22 protein-coding genes are annotated in these 25,217 nt (G+C 60.4%); 9 read left to right on the top strand and 13 right to left on the bottom strand.

Translation table 11 applies throughout. From position 1 onward, the window contains the following. Nucleotides 1-4: 4 nt before the first annotated feature. From M5G26_RS06155 to M5G26_RS06130, 6 genes are all read right to left on the bottom strand, one after another. Nucleotides 5-1,108: a WD40/YVTN/BNR-like repeat-containing protein gene (locus M5G26_RS06155; protein WP_273914708.1), complete on the bottom strand. Its 1,104-nt coding sequence runs from the start codon at nucleotides 1,106-1,108 to the stop codon at nucleotides 5-7. 59 nt (nucleotides 1,109-1,167) lie between these two features. Continuing rightward, nucleotides 1,168-2,556 (bottom strand): DUF1329 domain-containing protein, encoded by a 1,389-nt coding sequence (locus M5G26_RS06150; protein WP_273914707.1) that lies wholly within the window; start codon nucleotides 2,554-2,556, stop codon nucleotides 1,168-1,170. Nucleotides 2,557-2,568: 12 nt separating this feature from the next. Continuing rightward, on the bottom strand, nucleotides 2,569-4,266 hold the full coding sequence (locus M5G26_RS06145) for a DUF1302 domain-containing protein (protein ID WP_077572837.1): 1,698 nt from the start codon (nucleotides 4,264-4,266) through the stop codon (nucleotides 2,569-2,571). A 56-nt stretch (nucleotides 4,267-4,322) separates the two neighbouring features. After that, on the bottom strand, nucleotides 4,323-5,459 hold the full coding sequence (locus tag M5G26_RS06140; protein ID WP_273914706.1) for an FAD-dependent oxidoreductase: 1,137 nt from the start codon (nucleotides 5,457-5,459) through the stop codon (nucleotides 4,323-4,325). A 134-nt stretch (nucleotides 5,460-5,593) separates the two neighbouring features. Further along, entirely contained in the window at nucleotides 5,594-5,956 is a 363-nt protein-coding gene (locus M5G26_RS06135) for a Rieske (2Fe-2S) protein (RefSeq protein ID WP_273914705.1), read from the bottom strand. Between the two features lie 13 nt (nucleotides 5,957-5,969). Further along, nucleotides 5,970-6,911, bottom strand: a complete 942-nt coding sequence (locus M5G26_RS06130) for a VOC family protein (RefSeq protein WP_273914704.1) — start codon at nucleotides 6,909-6,911, stop codon at nucleotides 5,970-5,972. A 257-nt stretch (nucleotides 6,912-7,168) separates the two neighbouring features. Here M5G26_RS06130 and M5G26_RS06125 point away from each other — a divergent pair, with 257 nt between their 5' ends. The 4 genes from M5G26_RS06125 (at nucleotide 7,169) to M5G26_RS06110 (ending at nucleotide 11,340) form a co-directional block, all read left to right on the top strand. After that, nucleotides 7,169-8,131, top strand: coding sequence for a LysR family transcriptional regulator (locus M5G26_RS06125; protein WP_007910238.1), 963 nt, complete (start codon nucleotides 7,169-7,171; stop codon nucleotides 8,129-8,131). Between the two features lie 59 nt (nucleotides 8,132-8,190). Next, on the top strand, nucleotides 8,191-9,348 hold the full coding sequence (locus M5G26_RS06120) for an alpha/beta hydrolase family protein (protein ID WP_273914703.1): 1,158 nt from the start codon (nucleotides 8,191-8,193) through the stop codon (nucleotides 9,346-9,348). Between the two features lie 184 nt (nucleotides 9,349-9,532). Further along, on the top strand, nucleotides 9,533-10,882 hold the full coding sequence (locus M5G26_RS06115) for a metal-dependent hydrolase family protein (RefSeq protein WP_273914702.1): 1,350 nt from the start codon (nucleotides 9,533-9,535) through the stop codon (nucleotides 10,880-10,882). A gap of 11 nt (nucleotides 10,883-10,893) precedes the next feature. Beyond that, a complete protein-coding gene (locus M5G26_RS06110) occupies nucleotides 10,894-11,340 on the top strand; it encodes a GlcG/HbpS family heme-binding protein (protein WP_273914701.1) in 447 nt (148 codons plus the stop codon). Here the strand turns inward: M5G26_RS06110 and M5G26_RS06105 are convergent. From M5G26_RS06105 to M5G26_RS06080, 6 genes are all read right to left on the bottom strand, one after another. After that, complete coding sequence (locus M5G26_RS06105; RefSeq protein ID WP_273914700.1) at nucleotides 11,325-12,260, bottom strand: LysR family transcriptional regulator; 936 nt, start codon at nucleotides 12,258-12,260, stop codon at nucleotides 11,325-11,327. The genes M5G26_RS06110 and M5G26_RS06105 overlap by 16 nt on opposite strands. A gap of 183 nt (nucleotides 12,261-12,443) precedes the next feature. Then, a complete protein-coding gene (locus M5G26_RS06100) occupies nucleotides 12,444-12,692 on the bottom strand; it encodes a CsbD family protein (protein ID WP_150649392.1) in 249 nt (82 codons plus the stop codon). A gap of 118 nt (nucleotides 12,693-12,810) precedes the next feature. Then, a complete protein-coding gene (locus tag M5G26_RS06095; RefSeq protein WP_273914699.1) occupies nucleotides 12,811-15,213 on the bottom strand; it encodes a TonB-dependent receptor in 2,403 nt (800 codons plus the stop codon). A 67-nt stretch (nucleotides 15,214-15,280) separates the two neighbouring features. After that, nucleotides 15,281-16,228 carry a FecR domain-containing protein gene (locus M5G26_RS06090; RefSeq protein ID WP_273914698.1) on the bottom strand — a complete coding sequence of 316 codons (948 nt, stop codon included), beginning with the start codon at nucleotides 16,226-16,228 and terminating at the stop codon, nucleotides 15,281-15,283. Next, the gene (locus tag M5G26_RS06085) at nucleotides 16,228-16,737 is read right to left on the bottom strand and encodes a sigma-70 family RNA polymerase sigma factor (RefSeq protein WP_038361341.1); all 510 of its coding nucleotides are present in this window, start codon (nucleotides 16,735-16,737) and stop codon (nucleotides 16,228-16,230) included. The genes M5G26_RS06090 and M5G26_RS06085 overlap by 1 nt, the downstream gene beginning before the upstream one ends. A gap of 90 nt (nucleotides 16,738-16,827) precedes the next feature. Next, nucleotides 16,828-17,727: a helix-turn-helix domain-containing protein gene (locus M5G26_RS06080; protein WP_273914697.1), complete on the bottom strand. Its 900-nt coding sequence runs from the start codon at nucleotides 17,725-17,727 to the stop codon at nucleotides 16,828-16,830. A gap of 162 nt (nucleotides 17,728-17,889) precedes the next feature. Between M5G26_RS06080 and M5G26_RS06075 the strand changes: the two genes are divergently transcribed. The 5 genes from M5G26_RS06075 to M5G26_RS06055 all read left to right on the top strand — a co-directional run bounded on the left by M5G26_RS06075 (nucleotide 17,890) and on the right by M5G26_RS06055 (nucleotide 24,241). Next, complete coding sequence (locus M5G26_RS06075; protein WP_273914696.1) at nucleotides 17,890-19,248, top strand: glutamine synthetase family protein; 1,359 nt, start codon at nucleotides 17,890-17,892, stop codon at nucleotides 19,246-19,248. Between the two features lie 156 nt (nucleotides 19,249-19,404). After that, nucleotides 19,405-20,493: a polyamine ABC transporter substrate-binding protein gene (locus M5G26_RS06070; protein ID WP_273914695.1), complete on the top strand. Its 1,089-nt coding sequence runs from the start codon at nucleotides 19,405-19,407 to the stop codon at nucleotides 20,491-20,493. Beyond that, complete coding sequence (locus M5G26_RS06065; RefSeq protein WP_134175333.1) at nucleotides 20,490-21,791, top strand: NAD(P)/FAD-dependent oxidoreductase; 1,302 nt, start codon at nucleotides 20,490-20,492, stop codon at nucleotides 21,789-21,791. The genes M5G26_RS06070 and M5G26_RS06065 overlap by 4 nt, the downstream gene beginning before the upstream one ends. 223 nt (nucleotides 21,792-22,014) lie before the next feature. Further along, nucleotides 22,015-23,670 (top strand): PqiB family protein, encoded by a 1,656-nt coding sequence (locus M5G26_RS06060; protein ID WP_273914694.1) that lies wholly within the window; start codon nucleotides 22,015-22,017, stop codon nucleotides 23,668-23,670. Nucleotides 23,671-23,686: 16 nt separating this feature from the next. After that, nucleotides 23,687-24,241: a PqiC family protein gene (locus M5G26_RS06055; RefSeq protein WP_273914693.1), complete on the top strand. Its 555-nt coding sequence runs from the start codon at nucleotides 23,687-23,689 to the stop codon at nucleotides 24,239-24,241. A 6-nt stretch (nucleotides 24,242-24,247) separates the two neighbouring features. Here M5G26_RS06055 and M5G26_RS06050 read toward each other — a convergent pair whose 3' ends face one another. Continuing rightward, entirely contained in the window at nucleotides 24,248-25,093 is an 846-nt protein-coding gene (locus M5G26_RS06050; RefSeq protein ID WP_273915157.1) for a site-specific integrase, read from the bottom strand. Nucleotides 25,094-25,217 lie beyond the last annotated feature (124 nt).

The following is a 25,217-nucleotide window of genomic DNA, read 5'->3' as shown; positions in this document are numbered from 1 at the left end:
AACCTCACTCCGAAGCGGTAGCAGTGGGCGACGCCAAGCGCGTCACCCCGGTGAAACCGGCCAGCACCAAGCTGCCATCGGCGGCCTGAACGACGCTGGCAATCGGTTTGCCCAGCGGTTTGCCGAAAGGCTGCAGGGTTGGTGCGTCGCCCGTGGTGCGAAACATTGCGCCCGCCTGATTGACCAACAACAGCTGGCCGTCAGCGCTGCGGATCGCCTCACTGAAGGACACGGGCACCGGTACGGCCGCGGGCATGAAGCTGTTGCCGTCGTCGGTGGAAATGAACGCGTTGCCTTTCAGGCCTGCCGCCAGCAGCGTGCCGTCATCGCGTACTTGCAGGGCGAAGAAGCTGCCGCTGTACGGGCTGTCGAGCGCGACGAAGGATCGTCCACCGTCCTCGGAACGCGCGACATAGCCTTGCTCGCCGGCGATGAACCAACGCTCGCCGTGTTGTGCGATGGAATACAGATGCGCGCCCATCGGATTGTCGATATGGCCCATTAGCGACTGCCAGCTCACGCCGCCGTCCTCGGTGGTAAACGCGAGGCCGTAGGCGCCGACGATCAGGCCGTGACGCGCATCGGTGAACTTGAGGCTCAGAAACGGTTTGTCCGCGCCTTCGCTGACCATCCGTTCGGCGGTTTGCACACGTGCCGTCGCTGCGTCGGGGTCAGTGGCTGTCGGCAGTTGTTCGCGTGCGGCGTCCAACTCCAGTTGCGCAGCGCGGTTGCCGTCCAGCTGCAACGCCCAGTTTTCGCCACCGTCGTGGCTGACCAGCACCGCACCGGCATGGCCGACCGCCCAGCCCGTGTTCGCATCGACAAACTGCACCGCGGTAAGGCTGACGGAGACCGGCACCTGCGCCTGCCGCCAACCGATACCGTTGTCATCGGAGAGCAAGACGATGCCGCGTTCGCCGACTGCCACCAACCGCGCACCTGCCCGCGCCAGATCAAGCAAGACCGCTTGCCGGGCCTGCGGCGCGCGCATCGCCGGGGTGTGCAATACATCGCCGACGGCGGCGGCCTGAGCCTGGCTTACGGGTAATACGCAAGGCAGCGCCAGCAGCGCTAACAACCGCCCGAGCACCTGACAGATTCTGTTCATACCGACCTCGAAACCACCTGTGAAACCGGATCGCCACACCTGTCGCGATCCGGCCCGATTCAACGAACCCCGGCACCCGCCATCGCCGCTGGCGAGAATTCAGATGCCTTGTAGCGATCGACCACGCCGTATTGCTCAGGCAGACCGGTGTAGACGTTCTGGATAAACCAGGCGCCGGAGGTCAGGTCGTAGAAACCCGAAGACAGCTGCGCTTGCGCTGGCAGATCCGGCAGCACGGCGGGCAGCGACCACAAGGTTTTGGCGAGTTGGCCGTTGGCGTCCCAGCGATCGCCGAGCATCGCTTGCCAGGTATCTTCGTCGAGGTAGTAGCGGCCCTTCGGCAGTTGGTGACGCTTGCCCGGCGCGAGTTCGGCGTCCACCACCCATACGCGGTGCAGTTCCCAGCGCACGTAATCGGGATTCATGTGGTGAGCCAGAAACAGGTCTTCCGGTTTGCCGGCGGTCAGGACCTTGTTGGTGTTGTAGGGGATATACATTTCCTGCTTGCCGACCAGCTTCCAGTCGAAGCGATCGATGCGCCCCTGGAACACGCTCAACTCATCGAACGACATCACCCCGGCGGTGGCCGGCGTCGGGGTGTCGCAGCAGGCATTCGGCAACTTGCGCACGCGGCGCTGGCCGGTCAGATAGACGTGTGCCTGGGACTTGTCGCCGTTGATATTGGTGCGCCCCATGATTTGCTCACCGGCACGCAACGGCGGGCCGACGTTCAGCAGGCGGAACAGCCAGTAATCACCGGCGAAGCTTTCCGGCGTGCCGTCCTGGTAGTAATACGGCATGTCCTGGATCGCCTGGCCGTCGGTGGTCATCACCTGTTTGCCGTCTGCGGTCATCAGGTAATGGCGAAAGTGCATGGCCAGTGACGTGCCGCGCCAGTTGAGGATGTGGTTCCACATGGCTTCGGCGCCGTTATGCGGAATCGGGAATGGAATACCGCCAAACGCGCCTTCGGGCACAGGTCCGGCGCTGCTGTCGACCAGCTTGGCGCGGGTCGCGTTTTTCAGGGTGTTGTCATACACCCATTGCGGTGCGGCGGCCGAGCGACGGGTCGGATAGACATCGATGCGATAGGTGTCAGGAAAACGCTTGAACATTTCCTTGGTGCCATCGCTGAGCTTGGCGGCGTATTGCGCCAGGTTTTTCGAGGTGATGCTGAACAGCGGCTTGTCGGCCGCAAACGGATCGTTGCGTTTGCCGCCCGGTTTATACGCCGGGTCGACTTTGGTGTAACCGCCCTGCCAGGCTGGAATGCTGCCGTCGGCATTGCCTGCGCGCTCGGCACCCATTGGCGTGAGACTGCTCGACAGTTTGGCGGCCTCTTCTGCGGTGGCCGCCGTCGCAACCTGGCTCAGGACGGTCAGCGTTCCGATCAAGGCAAAGCACAGGGCCGTAAGGCGCGGGAGACGATTGTGGTGGTGAGAATTCATGCGCAAGTCCTCTTAAAACGTGGTCTTGACGGAGAAGGCGAGGTAATCCCGATCCTTCAGCGATTGCTTGTAATTGAACTGGCTGAGACCGTTGAGATTGGTGTCCTCGGCGCCGTAGTAATGCGTGTAGGTCAGGCCGGCCGTGACGCGATCGAGGTAAGTGGCGGTGATGCCGATGTTGATGTCGCCACCCTTGTCCGGGCCGAACGAACTGACCACCGCTGATTTGCCCAGCGGGAAATAACTGACGCCAACCGGAATGCTGATATCGATGCCGGAGAAGAACTGGCGGTAGGTCGGCGTGTAGACGACTTTGAAACCGAGGCCATCATCGGTGGCGTTCGGGTCCAGCGCGGCGCGATTTTTGGTGACGCTGAGCAGGCGGTTCCACGCCACTTCACCAACCAGTCCGGACTCGCGGGCGATGAAGTTGGGGCCAAACGATGCCAACACGTTCAAGTTGACGTGAGCGGTGCGACCCACGGCGTAGAGCGCGTCATCATCGTTGTCGGCAATGACGCCGGGCAGCACGGTCTGACCGTTCGAGACCAGCGGCATGTTCCAGCGCATCGACGCTTCACCGGCGAAGCTGTATTCGTCCACGGTGGTGGAAAAACTCGCGCCCAGCGCTCGAATATCTTCGGGGTAAACCCAGTAGTACTCGCCGATCTGGCCGGTGCTGAAGTTCGGCGCCGCCGTCGACGGTTTCAGATACAGCTTCGGCGTCTTGTCGTGGTACTGGATGGCGTAGAGGCCGTACTCGACGGTCTCAGCGCTGTATTTCAGTTGCAGACCGCCCTGCCCCGAACTGCGCGCTTCCTTGTCATTACCGTGGAAAAACGCGGCGGGACTGGCCGGGTTGCCGCCAAGGAATGCCGGGAACGGCGCTCCGACGATCAAGCGCTCATTGCCTTCGCCAATGGTGTCGCTGGTGGAGAAATAACTGCCGGCGGCGGGCAGTCGGGTTTCTTCCCATTCGAGTTGGTAGTACGCGCCGAGCGATACGTCGTCCGTCAGTTGGAAGGTGCCCGACAGTTGATTGACCGGACGGGTGATTTCCTTGAACTGCGTGTTAGGCACCGACTGCGCCTTGACCACGTCAACCGGGGCCATGCCACCGGCAATGCCGTTGGCGCCGAAGAACAGGCTCTCGCCCCAGATCAGACCATGACGGCCGGCGCGCACCGACGTTGCGCGGTCGGCCAGTTCACCGTTCCAGTAGACGAACGCGTCGAGGATTTCGCCGTCACCACCGTGCAAATGACGGGTGTCATCGGTGAACTCGTCGTAGCCGACCGACCGTGCGTTGGCACGGGACGGATCGTTATTGTCGTTGTTGCCCTGGTACTCGCTGTCGTACCACGCTGCGCCGCTCAAACGTGCGCCGAAATCCTGAAACGACAGATCCAGCTCCGAGAGGATGTCGGTGCGATTGGAGATCAGGCCTTTTTTGAACGCACGGTCACCATCGTCCTGATTGAGCGCGACCTGCCCCTCGGTCAACTTGCTGCTCGGATTCTGCGTGCGCCAGGCAGCGCTGTACTTGATCGTGTTGTCCCAGCGCAGCTTGAAATCCGGGTTGCCGGTATCGATGTCGAAAGCGTGAGCGGCCTGGCTGCACAGCACCAGCAGCGCAGCAACGCTCAAACCAAAGGGTGCAGACGAGCAGACCGGGCGACGCGCGAGCGCCGCAGTCGTAGAACTAACCATCGCGTTAACCTCTTGTTTTTATAGTGGTAACTGCTGTGGATGCGTTGCAGGTAGGCTTAGATTGGCTCGGCAGTGCGCGCGAGCATTTGCTTGACCAGGCCAATGCGATCGAAGGCGCGGTCGTGCTGCATCTCCTTGTCGCCGGCCAGCACCGAGCTTTCGCTGATGTACTTGCAACGTTCGAAGCGCCGCGCCATGAAGCGCTGCAGTTGCTGCTCGACGCTGGTGGCGGCGGACTGCTCGCGAATCAGTTCTTCGCTGAGCACAATTGCGTCTTCGATGGCCATGCCGGCGCCTTGACCGAGGTGCGGAGTGGTGGCGTGGGCCGCATCGCCGATCAGCAGGACGCGTCCGCGATGCCACGGTTCATCGACGAACACCACTTCCATCGGCTTGTAGACGACCTGGCTGTTGTCGGTGATTTGCTCGCGCAGTTCGCCGATCAGCCCGGTAAAGCCTTGCAGGCGCTGGCGCATCTGCGCAGCCAGATCGGCAGGATCCATCCACGGATTGGACGGTTCGTGGGACGTCAGAAACAGGTACATCAAGTTGTCGGCCAGCGGCACCAGCCCGGCGTTGCCGTCAGCGCTTTGATAGTTGGCCAGATGGTCGATTTGTGGCGCGCGGGGAAAGTTGTAGCGCCACACCGACTGACCAGTGAAACGCGGGGTGTAGGCATCGCCAAAGACCAGGCTGCGCACTTTCGAGAACAGACCATCGGCGCCGACCACCAGGTCGTAGTGGCCGCGATTGCCGTCGGTAAACAACACATCGACCTCTGTGCCGTTGTCGTCCAGCGCTTCCACACTCAAGCCCAAACGGACGTTGGCGCCGAGTTGCAGGGCGGTTTCGCTGAGCACTTTGTGCAGTGCCAGGCGGGAAATACCGACGTTGGCGGGATACTGCGGGCCGGCCAGTCGCTGACCCGGAATGCGCGCCAGTTGCTGCCCGCCGGGGCCGTAGATAGCGACGTCTTCGAAGGCATAAGCGGCATCGAGATAGCCGTCGAGAACGCCCAGCTTGGCCATTTCACGGACGACGTTGCTCTGCTGAATAATCCCGACGCCATAGACTGTCCATTCGGACTTGAGCTCGATCAGGTCGACCTCGATACCTTTACGCCGCAAGGCGATGGCCGCACACAAGCCGCCGATACCACCGCCCACGATCAGAACGTTGTTCACTGCACTCATGGTGTTCTCTCTTTTTATTCTTGTGATCGATGCTGCGTCGGGCACGGCATCGTTGGATGAAGCTTCCCGGCAAAGCAGGGATTTGACTAATCGCAAGTAAGGATGCGATGTATCGCCGTACGCGATACCTCGATTTATCCCGGCAGCGGCAACTCTTCAGGCATTTGCACCAGCAGCCAGCCATCCTTCTCGCTGAACGGCAGCGCCTCCAGCCTCTGGCCCAGGCACGGGCCGTAGATGCACTCGCCCGTCGCCGGCAGAAATTGCGCACCGTGGGCATAGCAGACGATCAACTGGCCATCGGCGGACAAGAAGCGGTCCTTGCGATACTCCAGGCGCACGTCCAGATGCGGACAACGGTTGCGATAGACCCGCACCTGATGGTCATGACGCAGGGCAAACACGCTGTCGCGTCCCTGCGCCAACGGATCGAATCCGCGCGCCCGGCCCTCCTCCAGTTCGTCCAGCCGACACAATGGCTGCGCGATACCGCTCATGATCAGCGCGGCCTCAACCGAGTTTTGGCGGTGGTCCGCCCGGCGCCCATTTTTCTTTGGCGCTGAACAGGAACAGCTGCGAGTTATCCGCCGACAGCGGCGCGCGACGGGCCTCCCAGGCGTCATCGTGCTTGTCCATGTCGGCGTCATATTCGATGTGGCAGCCCAGCGGACTGTTGAAGTACCAGAACCAGTTGGAGCCAAACAGGTGACGGCCCGGCCCCCAGAAACTGGTCCAGCCTTTTTGCTCGAATCGCGTCCCGGCCAGCAGCACTTCGGTGCCACTGCCCATGTGGAAGGTGAAGTGTTCGCAGCCCTTCATGTGCGGCGGGGTCTGGATCATGAACAGGCAATGGTGATCGTCAGAGCCGGCCGGACGCATGAACGGCCCGGCGCCAATGAAGGTGTCGGTGGTGCGAAAACCCAGCCGCTCGGCGTAAAAGGCTTCTGCTTTCGCTGCGTCGGGTACGAAATACACCACGTGCGACAGAGTGCGCGGTACAGCCGCCATTTCGAGGGTAATGCCCGGCTGGTTGAGCGGCCGCTGTGGCGCATGGCCGGCGGCGTTGGTCAGGTCATCCGGTGCGCTGTAAGGCTTGCGTACAGTGACCTGAAAAGCGATGGCGAAACCCATGTCGTCAACGCTGTGCAGCACGCCGTTTTGATCGCGACTGACGGGGCGGTCACGGGCTAGCTCATCTTCGATGGCATCCAGATCGCTGAGCGCAGCGACCCCGTAGACCGTCTCGCGAATCGACGGCGCCGGGCCGATTGCCGCCGGCAAATCAGGATCGTCGGCTCGACGAATAATCACCGCGGTGCCGTCCAGCGCTTCGAAACGCCCGCCGTTGCTGTCAACGCCGACCGGCGCAAGGCCGTAGTCGCGCAGGCAATCGGTGCAGGCTTGAATGTCATCGACGCCAAAAATCAGGGCATCAAGGCCAATGATGTTCATGGCTTACCACTCCATTGAAATTATGATCCGGTGACGGTCGCCATGGACGCCTTGCAGCGCGCCGGGCCTGACTGGAAACCGGTGGTGGTGTCGGCTGCAGGGCCGACTGCGGCGAAGATTGGCGCAAGGGCTGACAGCTGACTAATCGCGAGTCGGGATGCGACCTATCGGCAAACGCGATACCTGCGACGAAGGTTGACGTGCCGATGGATTCGTTCGAATGTATTGCGAAAATAAATACAAAAACGGACCTGCCCATGCGTTTCAACCATCTGGATCTGAACCTGCTGGTCGCGCTCGATGTGTTGCTCGAAGAGCAGAACATCACCCGCGCTGCCGAACGCCTGCACATGACCCAATCCGCCACCAGCGGCGTGCTCGCGCGTTTGCGTACCTACTTTGAGGATGAGTTGCTGGTCCAGGTCGGACGCAAGATGCAGCCCACGCCCTACGCCACGGAACTGGCTAAACCGGTGCGTGAAGTGCTGCTGACGATCCAGTCTTCGATTACCGCCAAACCGGTGTTCGACCCGGCCACCAGCAAGCGACATTTTCGCTTGGTGACCTCGGACTATCTGATCAGCGTGCTGTTCGCCCAGGTGATCCAGAACATTCATCAGCAAGCACCCAACATCACCTTCGAAATGCTCGGCCCCAGCGACAATTCCGGCGAGTTGCTGGTACGTGGCGAGGTCGATCTGATGATTGTTCCCGAGCGCTACATCATCGAAGGCCACCCTTCACGCCTGCTGTTCGAAGAAGAACACGTGTGCGTGGTGTGGCAAGGCAATACGCAAGTCGGCGACACCCTGACCCTTGAGCAGTACATGGAGATGGGCCATGTCTCGGTGGGTTTCGGCCGTACCCGACACATGAGCATCGAAGAATGGTTCATGAATCAATACGGCTTCAATCGGCGCATTGAAGTGATCACCAGCGACTTCAATACCCTGCCGCAACTGATTGTCGGCACGCAGCGCATCGCCACGATGCACCAGCGTCTGGCGAACCTCTACGCGCACTATCTGCCGCTGCGCATCCTGCCGCCACCGGTGAAAATCCCGGTCATGCGCGAGTACATGTTGTGGCACCGCAGCGTTGACGGCGACCCGATGCACCGCTGGCTGCGCGAACGCATCAGCGAATCCATCCAGCATCTGCAACACGTGCCCATCGTATCTCGCGATACCTCGTATCCGCCGTCACGATTGGCCAATTAGTCGGGTGATCCTTAACGTGCCTTGGGAATGCCAAGGCAACCATAAGGACAACAATAATCATGTTTCGCTATTTCCCGACCAACTACGTTTGGAATCTCTCTGTCGACCTGGCCATTGAAATGGGCGCCCGCATGGGTGAAATCGAAGAGATGTGCGCCCCACTGCAAGAGGCGGCCAAGCAGCCGGACGCGGCCGGCACCCGCGCCTTTCGCGAAACCTGGGCGAAAATGGCTGACAAGCTTTGCGGTCTGGCTGAGGAAGACGAAGGCAATGGCCGGATGCTCTCGGCTGGCGAAAAATACAACCGCGCCGCCACCTATTATCTGACCTGCGAGCGCCTGCAAGGCCACGGCGCGCCGGGCCGTACCGAGCTCTATCAACGCTTCCTGCAAACCTTCAAGCGCGGCGTCGAACTGTCGCGTGAAAACTGTGAACGGGTGGAAATCCCTTACGAGGGCAAACATCTTTCCGGCTTGCTGGTGCGCGCCGAAGGCGTCGAGGGGCCGGCGCCGATACTGGTGCAGGTCAACGGTCTGGACTCGACCAAGGAAATGAAATACCGCGTGGGCCTGCCAGCGTGGCTGGCGAAACGCGGCATCTCTTCGCTGATCATCGACCAGCCCGGCACCGGCGAAGCGCTGCGCCTGCATGGCCTGACCGCACGATTCGACAGTGAACACTGGGCCAGTCGCGTGGTGGATTGGCTGGAAACCCGAAGCGACGTTGATGCTGCACGCATTGGACTCGAAGGTGTCTCGTTGGGCGGCTATTACTGCCCGCGTGCGGTTGCATTCGAACCGCGCTTCGCCTGCGGCGTTGTGTGGGGCGCCAACCACGACTGGCGTGATGTGCAAAAGCGTCGACTGGAAAAAGAAGGCAGCTTCCCGGTACCGCACTACTGGGCGCATGTCTGCTGGGTCTGGGGCGCCAAGGACGTCGAAGAGTTCATGACCATCGCCGAAGACGTCCACCTCGATGGCGTGCTCGACCGGATCAAGGTGCCCTTCCTCGTGACCCATGGTGAGCAGGATTCACAGATTCCGTTGAAGTGGGCGCATCGCACCTACGAACAACTGGTCAACAGCCCAAAATGTGAACTGAAAATCTTCACCGAACGCGAAGGTGGCGTGCAGCATTCGAGCTTCGACAACAGCATCAATGCAGGGCAATACATTGCCGACTGGGTTGCCGAAACCCTGGGCGGTCGCACCGCTTGATCCACTGAAAGACACGCACAAAAAACGCCGGACAATCTCGCGATTGTCCGGCGTTTTCGTTGATGGCTTCAGCCCGGCGCAGCTATTGATGCCATCAATGCGCAGGCATCGATGCAATCTGTTGGTCGTCCCCTCGCCTGCTCTCTAGCCTCTCTTTGCATAACAATCACATAGCGAAGACGCCATGACTGCCCTGCACCTGAAATGCCAGACCCTGTTTGACGGCACCGGACTGCAAACCCGCCAGCAACAGACATTGATCGTCGAAAACGGCCTGCTCAGTTACGTCGGGCCCACCGCGCTGGCACCCGCTCCCAAGCCAGGCGATACCCAGGTGGATGCGGGGGATAATTTCGTCATGCCGGGGCTGGTGGATGTGCACACGCATCTGGCCTTTGGTAACGCGCAGAGCGAGGAAGACATTGATCTGTGGACCAGCGACGAATTTCGCGCATTGCGCGGGATGTTCTTCGCGCAACACGTACTGGCCGCCGGCGTCACCAGCATGGTCTGCCCCGGCGACAGTGGCCAGCTCAGCATCGCCGTGCGCAATGCCGTCACCGCAGGTTTATTCGAAGGTCCGAGGATCGCGGCCAGCAGCCGCGTCATCACCAATCGCCAGAGTCTCAATGACTGGTTCCCGAGCCGGGTCGGCGCTCCGGAATACTTCACCGCGCAGTTGGTCACCAGCCGTAGCGACGCCCTCGCGGAGATCCGCAAGCAGGCCAAGGACGGCGTTGATCTGATCAAGATTGCCATGGACGGCACGCACCGCCGCCCCAACGGCGAAATCATTGCGGCCTTCACCGCCGACGAAACCTTCGAAATGGTTGAGGAAGCGCATCGTCTGGGCTGCAAAGTCGCCACGCATGCCTACGGTCGCGAAGCCGTGATGTACGCGGCGCGCGCGGGCGTTGATCTGGTTTTCCATGCCTTTTACATGGACGACGCGTGCATCGAAGCGTTGCTCGAGGCCGGCAGCATCCTGGCCCCGACCATGACTTTCCCGCAAAACACCGTGGATTTCTGCCAGCCCCATGATCCGGCGATCAGCACGGGTTATGCCGGTTATTGTGCTCGCACATTGGAGGTCGGTTCGGCGGTACTCAAACGCGCCAAAGCGGCGGGTGTTCCGTTCGCCTGCGGCAGTGACAGCGGGTTCGCGGTAACGCCTTACGGCGAATGGCACGCCCGTGAACTGGAACTGCTGGTGACCCGGCTCGGATTTACCCCGGCCGAAGCGTTATACGCCGCGACAGCTGTCGGTGCGCGCTGTATGCCGCGCGGTGAAACCCTCGGCTCGCTGCAGGTGGGCAAGCAGGCAGACTTCCTCGTGCTCGACGGTTCACCACTGGACGACATCCGCATCCTCCAGGATCGTTCGCGCCTGAAGGCCGTTTACAAGGCCGGACAACCGGTGCGCATGGATCGCAGCCCTTACAACCCCAAGCAAGTGTCCGACTTCAACTCGCTGAAATGGACGGATCTTTACACCCGCGACCGCGTTGCCCAACTGGGCAAGTGGGCTGTATGAGGACTGAGGCCATGCAACGACTTGATTTACTGACTGCGACGAACATGGCCAGCGATGCCATCCGCATCGCTCGGGAAACCGGGATCAAACCGCTGGGCGTCGCGGTACTGGATGCCGCCGCCCATCCGTTGGCGGTTCTGCGCGACGAAGACGCCACCTTCCTGCGGCCGCAAATCGCCACCGGCAAGGCGCGTGGTTGCCTGGGCATGGGTTTTGGCGGACGTGAACTGGCGCGACGCGCGCAGGCCATGCCGGCGTTTTTCGACGCGATCAACAGTTTGACCGGCGGCGAAGTTATTCCGGTAGCGGGCGGCGTGCTGATTCGAAATGCCGAGGGCATGATTCTCGGGGCCATCGGCATCAGCGGCGATACCTCGGACAATGACGAACGCTGCGCGTTACTGGCTATCGCCAAGGCAGGATTAATCGCCGACAGCGGCGATCAACCAGAGGGCTGATCGAGCAATGCGGCCTGTTCCAGGAGCAGGCCGCGAAACCATTGCATGGCCGGGTCATGTTCTTGATAGGGATGCCATTGCAAGACTTGCACGGCCTCGGGAAAAGCCAGCGGTGCCGGGTGGACGCGTAATGGATAACACTGGGCGAAGCGCTGAGCCTGTCGTTGAAACACCGTGGCAATACGCGCAGTGCCAACGATGTACTGCGGCATCAGCACAAAGCTTTCAACTGTCACCGCCACTTGCCGCTCAATCCCGAGTTCATGCAGGTGCATGGCATCCATCGCCAGGTTGTGCCCGTCGGCAAACTCGCGCACCACATGCGCTGCCGCGCGATAGTCAGCCATGCTCAGTTGCTCGGCAAACTGTGGCTGTTGCGCGCAGACGATACAACAGAGCTGGTCAGTCATGAGCCGCACATGGGGATAGGCCGGGTTCAACCGTCGCTGTGGCACGATTACGCAATCACTGCGCCGATAATCGAGCGCTTCGCTGACGACATCACCGTCGCGCGGGACAGGCATGTCGCGCAGGCTCAAGCGAATGCCCGGACCGATACGCGCCAAAACACGGCTGACCGCTGGGAGCAGCACGTCGGCGACGTAATCGGAGGCTACCAGAGTGATGTGCCGGTCGCAGTTCGCCGGATCAAAATTCAGCGGCGCGTCAACGATCTCCCGGGTCAGTGCCAACGCTGCACGCACTTTTGGCAGCAACTCCAGGCCCAGCGCTGTGGGTTCGAGGCGGCGCCCAACTTGTACCAGTAACGGGTCGTTAAAATGTTCACGCAAGCGGCCCAGTGCCGAACTGGCAGCTGACTGCCCCAAACACAGACGCTCGGCCGCCCGGCTGACGCTGCACTCGCTCAGCAAAGCATCCAGCGCAACCAAGAGATTAAGGTCGAGGCGTCGATATCGCATGTCGGTCCGCTGAAGTGGGTTCAGGTGTGTGCCCGGAATGGCGGGCATGGTCCACACACAATCATGACCTTAACCAGCGGCTTACCGATGTACCAATCGCATGTATTGCTGGCAGGTATCGTCAACAACGATACCAAACACCAGCGAGGAGTGACTCAGGTTGGGAACTCCCTGCACCCTGGCTCAGCGGCGCAGCAGTCGATTGACCAGGAGCAGGACGGCCGCGCCAATGGCAATCGCGGCGACGGGTTTCTCTTTGACGAACGTCGAGACGCTGTCGAGTGTATCGCCGTAGGTTTTGGTCAGTTGGCCAGCCGCCTGACGACCTGCACCTTCAGCCTCCATTGCCGAGTCACCCATCAGTCTGCCGACTGCGCTCTGCGCCTTGCCGGCCAGCTTTTCTGCTACACCTTCTACCTGTTCGCTCTTCATGATTGATCAACCCTGCGTGCATGAGTGGGGAATGCCGACAGCCCTACCCGAGTGGCTATCAGCACGACATTAGGGGCGCACGCCTGATGATTAGTTCAAAGATGATGAGTCCATTCAGTCAGAAATCCACTGTCGCTGAAAGCAGATAGGTTCTCGGCGTCGACAACGTCAACCCCGGCTCGCTGTCATCAGACGCCCCTGCTGAACTCCAATAACGCTTATCCAGCACGTTCTCGATATTGCCGCGCAAGGTGATGGTTTTGTCGTCAACCTTGAACGCGTAGCGCGTGCCCACATCGAAGCGCTCCCAGGAATCGATTTCCTTTTCGTTGGACTGATCAAGATACTGCGAACTGGAATAGATGCCACGGCTTGTCAGCGTCAGCCCCTGCACTGTCGGCACGTCCCACTCGGCGCCAAGATTGACATTGTATTTCGGCGTCGCCGGCGCGCGATTGCCGTCGAAGGTGCCATTGGTGGTGTGGGTCAGCTCGCTGTCGATGTACATCACGCCGCCGAGCAAGCGGAAGCCTTTGAGCGGTTCGCCGAACACGCTCAGCTCCACGCCATTGTTCTCGCGCTTGCCATTGGGCCCAAAGACTCGCGTGGTGGCGTTGGTTTCGTACGCCGGTTGCTTGATGCGGAACACTGCAGCAGTCAACGCGTAGGCACCGGCGTCGTACTTGGCACCGACTTCAACCTGGCGGCTGATAAACGGCGGGAAGATTTCATCTTCGTTCACCGAGGTCGACGGCGCGATCTTGCCCTGGCTCAGGCCTTCCATGTAGTTGGCGTACAACGACAGTTTGTCGGTCGCCTTGAACAGAATGCCGCCCGATGGCGAAACCTTTTCTTCGTCGTAAGCGGTGTCACCTTTGACGTCATCGCTCCAGTCGTCGACTTTCACCCGCTGCCAGCGAGCGCCGAGGGTCAGCAGCAATCGATCGTCGAAAAAGCCCAGGGTGTCGGACAGCGCGACGCCGCTGAAGCGGTTTTCGGTGTAGACCTTGGCGTCATTGCGTGTCGGCGTGCCGGGTTTTGCTGTTTCCACCGGGTCATACAGGTTGCTGCGCCCTGCCGCGTAACGCGCGCCGCCGTTCTCGAAATCCATGTAGAAGTAGCTGGCCGCGAGGTTGACCTCATGGCTCACCGGCCCGGTATGGAACCAGTTGCGCACGCCTGCCGTGGCGGTACGGACATTCTCGTCACGGGTGAAATCACGCGGTTGCACGCTGAAATCACCGGCATCGTTGGTCACGGAAACGGCGTGGCGCAAGAAGTCATGATTACTTTTGCGCGCGCCGACGCCGCCGTACAGCATCACCGAATCATTGACGTCGAACTCAGCGTTGAGCGTGCCGAAGGTGTCCTCGGTTTTCGCCTGGCTCCACGGTTGCGCGTAGTTGCGATGCACCTTATTGGCGCTCGGAACCTTGGCATTGGCGGCGACTTGCACGCGCTCCTGCGGCGCGTCGGTATCGCGTTCGGTGTGGCCGATATCGGTCGAAAGTCGCAAGCGCTCACCGCGAAAATCCAGGCCGAGCACGGCCATGTCACGGTCGACACTTTGATGATCCCACTCGGTATCACCGGACTGCTTGACGCCGTTGAAGCGCAGGCCGAACTGGTTGTCCTCACCGAAACGACGGCCGACATCCACCGCGCCGCCGACCTGATTGTTCGAGGCGTAATTGGCCGTAAGAGAGGTGATCGGTTTGTCGGTGGCACGCTTGGGCACCACGTTGATCCCCCCGCCTACGCTGCCTCGGGGCGAAATGCCGTTGATAAGCTGGCTCGGGCCTTTGATGATATCCACACGATCGGCCATTTCCATGTCAATGGTGTACGTCGGCAGCACGCCATAGAGCCCGTTGTACGCCACGTCGCTGTTGAACAGGCTGAAACCACGGATGGTGAACTGCTCGTAGCGGCCACCGGCCGGATTGGTTGCACGCACCGATGGATCGCTGGAAATCAGATCGCCCAAGGTGCGCGCCTGCTGATTCTTCACCGCCTCGCTGGTGTAGGTGGTCATGCTGAACGGGGTTTCCATGAAGTCTTTCGACCCTAGTAAACCCTGCGAACCACGCCGCGCGACCTGGCCGCCGGCAAACACATCGGCATCGCTGGAACCGGTGGCACCGAGAATCGACGTCGGCGCCAGTTGCAGGCTGCTGCCCTCGGCGACTGGAATCAATGTGTAGGCATGATCGCCCAGCGGTTGCAGTTGCAGACCGGAACCCAGCAACAAGCGAGCGAACCCCTCTTCCACAGCGAATTCGCCGGATAAACCATTGCTGTTGCGGCCACTCACCAGTGCCGGATCGACCGACAGATTGACCCCGGCCAACCCGGCAAAGCGGGTCAGTGCTGCACTCAAACTACCGGCCGGCACCTGGTAACTGCGCCGAGCGGCGTCTTCGGCCCAACTGGATTGAATCAACACAGGGCTGGCACTCAGGCTCAGCATAAGGCTCAACTGCAACAACGGACGCAAACGACTTGGGAATACGGCGGGCATTGGAAGAAGCTCTCGATTTTGTTCACTTACCTGCAATGACCGGTGAGGCGAAAAAAAGGGACAGGCTTCAGACGATATTTTTTCGCGGCGCCAGCGTTACCCAGAAACGCGTGCGCGAATGGACCTCCAATGGCAGGCTCGCCGCCAGCAGGGCCAGCACTTTATCGGTGTCGTCGAGACGGAAACTGCCGGTGACACGCAGACGTTCAAGTGCCGGTTCCCAGCGCAGAAGCCCCGAGCGATAACGGCTCAACTCGCGCAGGAAATCCCCCAACGGCTGGTTTTGCGCCATCAACACACCGTCACGCCAACCCGGCATTTTGGCGTCGAACAGCACGACCGGGCCGGCGCCGGAGGCCTGCAAATTGACCTGTTGCCCGGCGTTCAACTGCAGCGCCGGCCCGTGCAACGGCTGCAATTGCACCGAACCGCTGACCACCGACACGGTGCAATCACGTTCGTTAAGGCGCACGCAGACTTCGCTGCGGCTGACAATGATCCGACCGTACGGCGCGTTGACCGTCAATGCCGTGCTACCCGGAACGTTGAGCGCCATTTCGCCACGAACCAACGTCAACTGACGGCTGGCCAGATCGACGTTCACCGCACTGGCAGTGTTCAGTTGCAAGGTGCTGCCGTCCGCCAGTCGTGTTCGCGTGTGCTCGCCGGTGGAAGTGTGCAAATCCGCGCGCCAGACGTCGAGCGGCAACTGGCGACTGATCAACCACGCCGTCGGCACCAGCGCCGCCAGACCCAGCGCCCTTTTCAGAGCTGCACGCCGCGCCAGATCCGGGCGATCGAGTGTGGCCATGGCCAATTCTGCTGGCAGACTGGAAAAGCGCTGGCGCAGTAATTGAATCTTCTGCCAGGCGTTTTCATGGCGGCTATCGCTGTCGCGCCAGTGCTTCAGTCGCATGTGATCGGCTTCACTGGCCTCGCCGGATTCGAGCAATGCCAACCACTGTGCAGCGGCACGCGCCACTTCACGCGCTTCGGTGCTGGGTGCGACGCGCATCATAGATCCAACATCAAACAATGCTCGTAAGCCATTGCCATGTAACGTTTTATACTGCGCTCCGAAACCTGCAAACGTTCGGCGATTTCACGGTAACCGAGGCCTTCGAGCTGACTCAGGAGAAAGGCCCGACGCACCGCTCGCGGCAAACCATCGAGCAGCTCATCCAGCGCTTGCAGGGTTTCCAGCAACAGCCAACGTTGCTCGGGCGACGGCACGCATTCTTCGGGCAACTGCGCGAGGGCTTCGAGATAGGCCTTTTCGAGGCTGCGGCGGGTGTAGAAATTGCTCAGCAGGCGTTTGCCCACGGTCAGCAAATACGCACGCGGTTCGCGCATGTCGGCGATCGGTTGCGCACTGCAGAGTACGCGCAGGAAGGTGTCCTGACTCAGGTCCGCCGCATCCCACGCGTTGCCCATGCGCCGCCGCAGCCAGGTTTCCAGCCAGCCTCGATGGTCGCGATACAGTTCGTGCAGGTGCTGCGGCGATGGCGTCGCTGCTTCAGTCATCTCAAGAGTCCTGCGCGAAGTCAGTTTCAAATGAGAGTGATTCTATTTAACTTCAGCGCCGAGACAAAGCCTTTTTAACCGCCAAGGCTTTCATGAGCGCTTCAAGGTCTCGCTCGGCAACTCCTTGAACAACGCCCGGTAACTGCTGGAAAACCTTCCCAAATGCCAGAACGACCACTGCATTGCCACCTCGGCAACTGTAGTTTCCGTGGGCCGGCGCTTGAGCAATTCACGGTGTGCGCTGTTCAACCGGCGCAGGCGCAGCCAGTGACTCGGGGTCATCCCGGTGTAGGCCTTGAACGCCTGCTGCAATTGCCGCAACGGCACTCCGGCCACGTGGGAAAGTTCGAGCAGATTGACGGTGTCCTCCGGCGAATCCGCTGCCCATTCCCCTACACGCTTCATGATCATCCGTTCTTCGCTACGTCTCTGTAACCCGCCGCGATCAAGGCTGGTATGAGCGTTGTCGAGGATGAACAAACAGTCTTCGAGTAGTTGCTTTGTCAGCGCATCTTTATCAAACGGATCAACAGCTTGCGACAACTTCGTGAGAATCGAGCTTAACCAGCGGCTGAACAAGGCGTTCTGTCCGCAGTTGAGTTGCGTCATGAACAACCCTTCAAGTTTCGCCACATTCAGACCGTGCTGACGAACAAACTCCGGGCCGAACACCACGGCGATTTCCTGGTAATTCTCCGGGGTGATCCAGATGTTGCGGCTCTCTTCATTGAGCAGGTAAAGCGCGTTGTCGCTGCGATCAAAACAGAATGCCAAAGCACCCGATGGCGCGCTGAAATTCTGCTCGACGCGGGTGTTCATCTGCTCTTCATAGACCTCGACACCCTGCAGATCCAGATAGCGGATCTGCCCGGCGAAATGGCCCGGCGACATCTGTTGGTAATGCTGGACCCAGCCCGGTGTGGCGCGGACTTGCTCGGCCACATCGGCGGTGTTGAACGCTTGAACCTGGAGCGGATTGCACGTTGTCATGGGGTGACCTTGCGCACTCTTTTGGTGCGCTTTGGTGCTGCTTAAAGTGGATAGATGGAACTGCAAGGCTCGCCCAAGATAGTCGTCAACGCGCCACAGGGGAAGGGGCGGAAGATGAAACCCGCCCTCCCCGGCGTCTATAAAACCAATAACGAGGTCTTTATGAATGCCCCTTTCGATCAGCTGTTCACGTGGCTGAAAGATCACAAGATTACCGAAGTCGAATGTGTGGTCAGCGACCTGACCGGCATTGCCCGCGGCAAGATCGCACCGACCAACAAGTTCCTGCATGAGCGAGGCATGCGCCTGCCGGAAAGTGTGCTGCTGCAAACGGTAACCGGGGATTTTGTCGACGACGACATCTACTACGACCTGCTCGATCCTGCCGACATCGACATGGTCTGCAAACCGGTGGCTGACGCGGTCTACGTGATTCCGTGGGCGATCGAACCGACCGCCATCGTCATCCACGACACCTTCGACAAGTTCGGCAACCCGATCGAACTGTCGCCGCGCAACGTGCTGAAGAAAGTCTTGCAGCTCTACACCGACAAAGGCTGGAAGCCGATTGTGGCGCCGGAAATGGAGTTTTACCTGACCCAACGCTGCGAAGACCCGGACTTGCCGCTGAAAGCACCACTGGGCCGCTCGGGCCGTGCTGAAAGCGGTCGGCAGTCGTTCTCCATCGATGCGGCCAACGAATTCGATCCGCTGTTCGAAGACGTCTACGACTGGTGCGAACTGCAAGGCCTGGACCTCGACACGCTGATCCATGAAGACGGCCCGGCGCAGATGGAAATCAACTTCCGTCACGGCGACGCCCTCGATCTGGCCGACCAGATCACCGTGTTCAAACGCACCATGCGTGAGGCCGCACTCAAGCACAACGTCGCCGCAACCTTCATGGCCAAGCCGATTGGCGACGAGCCGGGCAGCGCCATGCACATTCACCAGAGCGTGGTGGACATCGCCACGGGCAAACCGGTCTTCGCCAACGCCGACGGGCAAATGAGCGAACTGTTCCTGCATTACATCGGCGGTTTGCAGAAGTACATCCCGAAAGTGCTGCCGATGTTCGCGCCGAACGTCAACTCGTTCCGCCGCTTCCTGCCGGACACCTCGGCACCGGTCAACGTTGAATGGGGCGAAGAAAACCGCACCGTCGGCCTGCGTGTGCCGACTTCCAGTCCGGAAGCCATGCGCGTGGAAAACCGCCTGCCGGGCGCCGATGCCAACCCGTATCTGGCGATTGCCGCCAGTTTGCTCTGCGGTTACATCGGCATGGTCGAAGGCATCGCGCCGAGCGCTGCGGTACAGGGCCGCGCTTACGAGCGTCGCAACCTGCGCCTGCCGATCACCATCGAAGAAGCGCTGACGCAGATGGAAGAATGCGAAACCGTCGCGCAATACCTCGGCGACAAGTTCGTCCGTGGCTATGTCGCGGTGAAGCGTGCCGAGCATGAAAACTTCAAGCGCGTGATCAGCTCGTGGGAGCGTGAGTTCCTGATGCTGAGCGTTTAACCCAACCCAAAAGTCCCCTGTGTCGATCGTTCCCACGCTCTGCGTGGGAATGCAGCCCGGGACGCTCCGCGTCCCATCCAAAGCCGAACGCGGAGCGTCCGTTGAGGCATTCCCACGCAGAGCGTGGGAACGATCATTATAAGAAGAGGTGTCGAAATGCGTCTATTGAAAACCATGGTTCCCGCCGCTCTGGCCCTGATGTGCAGCGTCGCAGCGCACGCCCAACCCCAGGTCAGCGTCTACAACTGGACCGACTACATCGGCGAAACCACCCTCGCCGACTTCCAGAGCAAAACCGGGATCAAGGTGATCTACGACGTTTTCGATTCCAACGAAACCCTCGAAGGCAAACTGCTCGCCGGGCGCACCGGTTATGACGTGGTGGTGCCGTCCAACCACTTCCTCGCCCGTCAGGTGAAGGCCGGCGCGTTCCTCAAACTGGATCGCTCGCAACTGCCGAACTTCAAGAACCTCGACCCGAAACTGCTCGAACTGCTGGAGAAAAACGATCCGGGCAACGAGCACTCGGTGCCGTACCTGTGGGGCACTAACGGCATCGGCTACAACGTCGACAAGGTCAAGCAAGTGCTGGGCATCGACCACATCGATTCCTGGGCCGTGCTGTTCGAGCCTGAGAACCTGAAAAAACTCAGCCAGTGCGGCGTGTCGATGATGGACTCCGCCGACGAAGTCTTCCCCGCCGTGCTCAATTACATGGGCCTGGACCCACGCAGCGAAAACCCGGAAGACTATAAAAAGGCTGAAGCAAAACTGCTGAGCATCCGCCCGTACATCACCTATTTCCATTCTTCGAAATACGTCTCGGACCTCGCCAACGGCGATATCTGCGTAGCCTTCGGTTATTCCGGGGACGTGTTCCAGGCGGCCAACCGCGCCAAGGAAGCCAAGAATGGTGTGAACATCGCCTATGCCATTCCGAAGGAAGGTGCCAACCTCTGGTTCGACTTGCTGGCCATCCCTGCCGATGCCAGCAACACCAAAGAAGCCCACGCCTTCATCAATTACCTGCTCGATCCGCAAGTGATCGCCAAGGTCAGCGCCTCCGTCGGTTACGCCAACCCGAACCCGGCCGCCAAGCAATACATGAATCAGGAGCTGGTCAACAACCCTGAGGTTTACCCATCCCAGGCAGTGCTCGACAAGCTCTACATCTCCTCTACCCCGCCCCAGGCGATCATGCGTCTGATGACCCGGTCCTGGAGCAAAGTGAAGTCGAACAAATGAATCAGTACACCCAGGAACACGCCCGCTCTTACTACGCCGCTTCGGCCCGGGCGAGCACACCTTATCCGCTTTTGGACGGTGACTTGACCGCCGATGTCTGCGTGATCGGCGGCGGGTTCACCGGGGTCAACACCGCCATCGAACTGGCCCAGCGCGGGTTGTCGGTGGTGTTGATCGAGGCCCGGCGTATCGGCTGGGGCGCCAGCGGGCGCAATGGTGGTCAGTTGATTCGCGGCATCGGGCATGAGGTTGAAGGCTTCGCCAAGTATGTCGGCCAGGAAGGCGTGCGTTACTTGCAGCGCGCCGGCATTGATTCGGTGGATCTGGTTCGGCAGCGCATTGCTGACAACGGTATCGAGTGCGACTTGCGCTGGGGCTTCTGCGATCTGGCCAATACCCCCGCGCAATTCGCTGCGTTCAAGGATGAGCTAGTCGACCTCGCCGAACTCGGTTACGCCCACGAAACCCGACTGATCGGCCCCGAGCAGATCCGCCAGCAGGTGGTCAACTCCGACATCTATGCCGGTGGGCTGGTGGATATGGGTTCCGGTCATCTGCACCCGCTGGACCTGGTGCAAGGCGAAGCGCGATTGGCAGCATCGTTGGGCGTAAGGATTTTCGAGCAGAGTGAAGTGCTGGAAATCATCCATGGCCCGACCGTGCAGGTGCGCTGCGCAAGCGGCACGGTGCGGGCTGGCAGTCTGGTGCTCGGCTGCAATGCGCATCTGGACGAACTCGAACAGCAACTCAGTGGCAAGGTGCTGCCGGCCGGCAGTTACATCATCGCCACCGAACCGTTGTCCGAGGCGCGCGCCGCGCAACTGATCCCGCAGAATCTGGCGGTGTGCGACCAGAAAGTCGGCCTCGATTACTACCGGCTCTCGGCGGACCGGCGCTTGCTGTTCGGCGGTGCCTGCCACTATTCCGGGCGCGATCCGGCGGACATCGCCGCTTATATGCGGCCGAAGATGCTCAAGGTCTTCCCGCAACTGGCCGACGTGCGCATCGATTACCAATGGGGCGGCAAGATCGGCATTACCGCCAACCGTTTTCCGCAGGTCGGCCGGCTTAAGCAACACCCGAACGTGTTCTATGCGCAGGGCTATTCCGGCCATGGCCTGAACGTTACGCACTGGTGCGCAAAACTGCTCGGCGAGGCGATTCATGCCGGTCACAGCCAAGGCATGGACGTGTTCAGCGGCGTGCCGCACATGACCTTCCCCGGTGGCCCGGCCTTGCGCTCGCCACTGCTGGCACTGGGGATGTTCTGGTATCGCCTGCGGGAAATGCTCGGCTGACAGCGCGGTTTGATCGTTCCCACGCTCTGCGTGGGAATGCAGCCCGTGACGCTCCGCGTCACTGGACGCAGAGCGTCCCATGAGGCATTCCCACGCAGAGCGTGGGAACGATCATCAAGCACAGGTGAGCTATTCACATTTGCTCTATCGCCAAGCACTTCTATATTGATGAGGTGCTTTTGCGTTCCTGACGCTCAGTGCCCATTCAATCGAGGAGACATGGATGAAGTCGTCAGCCACCGACGAGCCGCGAGCGCCAGGCCAAGCCCCCGTCAAAACCCGCCGGTTCGGCATCTCACTCGTCTGGATCGTGCCGATCGTGGCGGTACTGGTGGGTATTTCGCTGGTGGTGCACAACATCCTGCAGGAAGGGCCGACCATCGTGGTCACCTTCAAGACCGGCAGCGGTCTGACGGCCAATAAGACCGAAGTCAAATACCGTAATGTGGTGATTGGCCAGGTCACCGATGTCGAGTTGAGCGACGACCAGAAAAGCGTCAACGCCACGATCAAACTGGCCAAGCAGGCCGAAACCTTCACTCGCGAAGACTCGCAATTCTGGGTCGTGCGCCCACGTATCGGCGCAGGCGGTGTGTCGGGCATCGACACCCTGCTCTCCGGCGATTACATCGGTGCCGACATCGGCCAGTCCAATTCCCGCGCGAAAAACTTCAAAGGTCTGGAAAACCCGCCTCCGATCACCTACGGCGAACCGGGCAAGCGATTCATGCTGCACACCCAGGATCTCGGTTCACTGGACATTGGTTCGCCGGTCTATTACCGCAAGATCCCTGTCGGCCAGGTCGTCACCTACGAGCTGGCGCCTGACGGTAAAGGCGTGAACATCGAAGTGTTCATTCACGCGCCCAACGATGCGTTCGTCACCGAAAACACACGATTCTGGAACGCCAGTGGCATTGATGTCAGCGTTGGCGCCAACGGTTTTCAGGTAAAAACCGAATCCCTGTCCTCCATGCTGGTGGGCGGTATCGCGTTCCGCGCGCCGGATTACAGCCCTAACGACGTGGCCGCCGCCGATGACAAAGAATTCGAACTGTTCGCCGACCAGACCACCGCGCTCGCCCCACCCAATGGCAAGGCGCAATACCTGAGTCTGCGTTTTGATCAATCCTTGCGCGGCCTTAAGGTCGATGCGCCAGTGGAGTTTCTCGGCATGGAAATTGGCCGGGTGGTGGCGATCAATCTGGATTTCGACGCGAAAAAACGCAGCTTCCCGCTTAACGTCGGCATCGTGATTTACCCGCAACGCCTGGGCATGGCTTACGGAAAAATGCTCACCGCGTTCAAGCATGATCCCAACGATGAGGCCGCCGGCATTCGTCTGATGGGCACCTTCATCGACAATGGCCTGCGCGCCCAGGCCCGCAGTGGCAACCTGCTGACGGGGCAACTGTACGTGGCGCTGGACTTCTTCCCGAAAGCCGAAAAAGTTGCCTTTGACCCCACGGCGCGCCCGGTGGTGATTCCAACCGTGCCCGGCAGCCTCGAACAGCTGCAGGAAAAACTCGAAGCGGTGGTCGACAAGCTCAACAAGCTGCCGGTCGATCGCATCGCCAACAACCTCGACAGCAATCTGATCGAGTTGCGCAAAGGCCTGACCCAATTCAACGCCAAGACCCTGCCGGGCGTGCAGAGCACCCTCGCCGATGTCAGCAAGACCTTGCAGTCCGCCAGCTCGACCCTGGCCGAAGATTCGCCGCAACGCGAGAAACTCACGGAAACCCTCGACGAACTCGGGCGCATGTCGCGTTCGCTGCGTGAACTGTCGGATTACCTCGGCCGGCACCCGGAATCGCTGATCCGTGGTCGCCCCGACAACGCCGCACCTATCGACCTGAAAGGCCCGCCACGCAACTGAGCACAGGAGCTGAACCATGGCTGTACCGCTGAAAATCACCGTGCTCGCTGCGTTTGTGCTGCTGGGCGCCTGTCGCAGCGACCCGATCAGTTTTCACACACTGACGCCGGTGCAGGTCGCCAACACACGGAGCGGCGCGCAGATTCCGATTGAAGCGCTGAGCGTGCCGCCGCAGGTCGACCGGGCGCAAATCGTTATCCGCCAGGGCAACAGCGGCCTGGCGATCCTGGAAACCGATTGGTGGGGGGCGACACTGGCGGATGAGTTGCGCGGTGCGTTGGCCGATCAATTGAGCAATACCAGTGGCCAAGGTAACGTTTCGGTGCGCATCGAAGTGCAACGCTTCGACTCGATCCCCGGTCAGTACGGCCTGATCGACGCCAAATGGCGCTTGCGACCCGTCGGCGCCACTGACAATGGCTCGCTGACCTGCCGTTCGACCCTGCAAACACCGTCCGGCCCGACCATCGATGATCTGGTGGGCGCCCAGCAGCACAACGTCAAACGGCTGGCCGAGCAGATCAGTCGGGCGGCAACCGGCAACGCGCGCACCTGCCCTTCCCCGTCCTGACTGGGCCTACAGATCGAACCGATCCACCGCACGCCGCCGCTCGTTGTCATCACGCACATCGTAGTTGGCGGTGGTCTGGATATTGCTGTGGTGCGCGAGCTTCTGCGCAATCGACAGATCATGTTCCTCGATCACCCGCGTGATAAACGAACGGCGGAAATCGTGCGGCATGATCTTCACCCCGACCTGGGTGCCACGCTGGCGGGCGATGTAATAGATCGCGTGTTTGGTGATGCGCTCGCGGGTGATATGGCTGCCGCGACGGATGCGGTTGAACAGAAAGGCATCGTCAGTCTCGCCTTCCTTGAGTTGCGAGCGGCGCAGTTCTAGCCACGCGTCGAGTTTGGCAAATGCCCAGGCCGGCGCGTACTTGATCAGTTGTTTATTGCCTTTGCCAGTAACGGTGAGGCTGCGCTCGGTGAAGTCGACCTGCTTCAAGTCCAGGTCCACCGACTCCGATTTACGCATGCCGGTGCCGTACAACAACGCAATCACTGCCGCGTCGCGCAGGCCCTGTGGGCGTGGATCAGCGGCACAGACTTCCATCAATTCGTGGATCAAGGTGCGCTTCAAGTTGCGCCCCTGCGATAAACGCGTGCCGGCAATGCCCTTTACCGAGCGCATCTTCAGCAAATGGTCCTGACTGATCAGGCTCATGCGCCAGGCTTCATTCATAACGCCGCGCACGGCATTTACATACAGCGACGAGGTATTCGGCGCATAGCCGTCGGCGCGCAATGCGGCGACCAGCGCCACGACGTCTTCCGGTTGCAACCCGTGCCAGGGGATTTCTTCGATATCCACGTCTTCGAAACCGAGGCGGTCCGCAGCATCCTGCAAGACATAGCGCATGGTCAGTTGGCTGGAGGGCGCCAGGCGGGCCAGATAAAGCGTCAGCGGATTAGTGGTGGACGGTGTGGATTCAGTACTCGACAAGTCAATCAAACGAAACGGCCTTGAATAGAAAACAGTTCAA

This window comes from Pseudomonas sp. TNT2022 ID642 (assembly GCF_028656995.1).
Classification (GTDB): Bacteria; Pseudomonadota; Gammaproteobacteria; order Pseudomonadales; family Pseudomonadaceae; genus Aquipseudomonas.
This window is presented reverse-complemented; position numbering and strand designations above follow the sequence as displayed.

Excerpts from the sequence above, each read along its gene's own strand:
- M5G26_RS06125 (WP_007910238.1), top strand. The coding sequence starts at position 7,169 with ATGCGTTTCAACCATCTGGATCTGAACCTGCTGGTCGCGCTCGATGTG.
- M5G26_RS06075 (WP_273914696.1), top strand. The coding sequence starts at position 17,890 with ATGAATGCCCCTTTCGATCAGCTGTTCACGTGGCTGAAAGATCACAAG.
- M5G26_RS06130 (WP_273914704.1), bottom strand. The coding sequence starts at position 6,911 with ATGAACATCATTGGCCTTGATGCCCTGATTTTTGGCGTCGATGACATT.
- M5G26_RS06155 (WP_273914708.1), bottom strand. The coding sequence starts at position 1,108 with ATGAACAGAATCTGTCAGGTGCTCGGGCGGTTGTTAGCGCTGCTGGCG.
- M5G26_RS06065 (WP_134175333.1), top strand. The coding sequence starts at position 20,490 with ATGAATCAGTACACCCAGGAACACGCCCGCTCTTACTACGCCGCTTCG.
- M5G26_RS06145 (WP_077572837.1), bottom strand. The coding sequence starts at position 4,266 with ATGGTTAGTTCTACGACTGCGGCGCTCGCGCGTCGCCCGGTCTGCTCG.
- M5G26_RS06085 (WP_038361341.1), bottom strand. The coding sequence starts at position 16,737 with ATGACTGAAGCAGCGACGCCATCGCCGCAGCACCTGCACGAACTGTAT.
- M5G26_RS06060 (WP_273914694.1), top strand. The coding sequence starts at position 22,015 with ATGAAGTCGTCAGCCACCGACGAGCCGCGAGCGCCAGGCCAAGCCCCC.
- M5G26_RS06070 (WP_273914695.1), top strand. The coding sequence starts at position 19,405 with ATGCGTCTATTGAAAACCATGGTTCCCGCCGCTCTGGCCCTGATGTGC.
- M5G26_RS06115 (WP_273914702.1), top strand. The coding sequence starts at position 9,533 with ATGACTGCCCTGCACCTGAAATGCCAGACCCTGTTTGACGGCACCGGA.
- M5G26_RS06150 (WP_273914707.1), bottom strand. The coding sequence starts at position 2,556 with ATGAATTCTCACCACCACAATCGTCTCCCGCGCCTTACGGCCCTGTGC.
- M5G26_RS06120 (WP_273914703.1), top strand. The coding sequence starts at position 8,191 with ATGTTTCGCTATTTCCCGACCAACTACGTTTGGAATCTCTCTGTCGAC.
- M5G26_RS06055 (WP_273914693.1), top strand. The coding sequence starts at position 23,687 with ATGGCTGTACCGCTGAAAATCACCGTGCTCGCTGCGTTTGTGCTGCTG.
- M5G26_RS06095 (WP_273914699.1), bottom strand. The coding sequence starts at position 15,213 with ATGCCCGCCGTATTCCCAAGTCGTTTGCGTCCGTTGTTGCAGTTGAGC.
- M5G26_RS06050 (WP_273915157.1), bottom strand. The coding sequence starts at position 25,093 with ATGCGCTATGTCTTGCAGGATGCTGCGGACCGCCTCGGTTTCGAAGAC.
- M5G26_RS06135 (WP_273914705.1), bottom strand. The coding sequence starts at position 5,956 with ATGAGCGGTATCGCGCAGCCATTGTGTCGGCTGGACGAACTGGAGGAG.
- M5G26_RS06105 (WP_273914700.1), bottom strand. The coding sequence starts at position 12,260 with ATGCGATATCGACGCCTCGACCTTAATCTCTTGGTTGCGCTGGATGCT.
- M5G26_RS06090 (WP_273914698.1), bottom strand. The coding sequence starts at position 16,228 with ATGCGCGTCGCACCCAGCACCGAAGCGCGTGAAGTGGCGCGTGCCGCT.
- M5G26_RS06140 (WP_273914706.1), bottom strand. The coding sequence starts at position 5,459 with ATGAGTGCAGTGAACAACGTTCTGATCGTGGGCGGTGGTATCGGCGGC.
- M5G26_RS06110 (WP_273914701.1), top strand. The coding sequence starts at position 10,894 with ATGCAACGACTTGATTTACTGACTGCGACGAACATGGCCAGCGATGCC.
- M5G26_RS06100 (WP_150649392.1), bottom strand. The coding sequence starts at position 12,692 with ATGAAGAGCGAACAGGTAGAAGGTGTAGCAGAAAAGCTGGCCGGCAAG.
- M5G26_RS06080 (WP_273914697.1), bottom strand. The coding sequence starts at position 17,727 with ATGACAACGTGCAATCCGCTCCAGGTTCAAGCGTTCAACACCGCCGAT.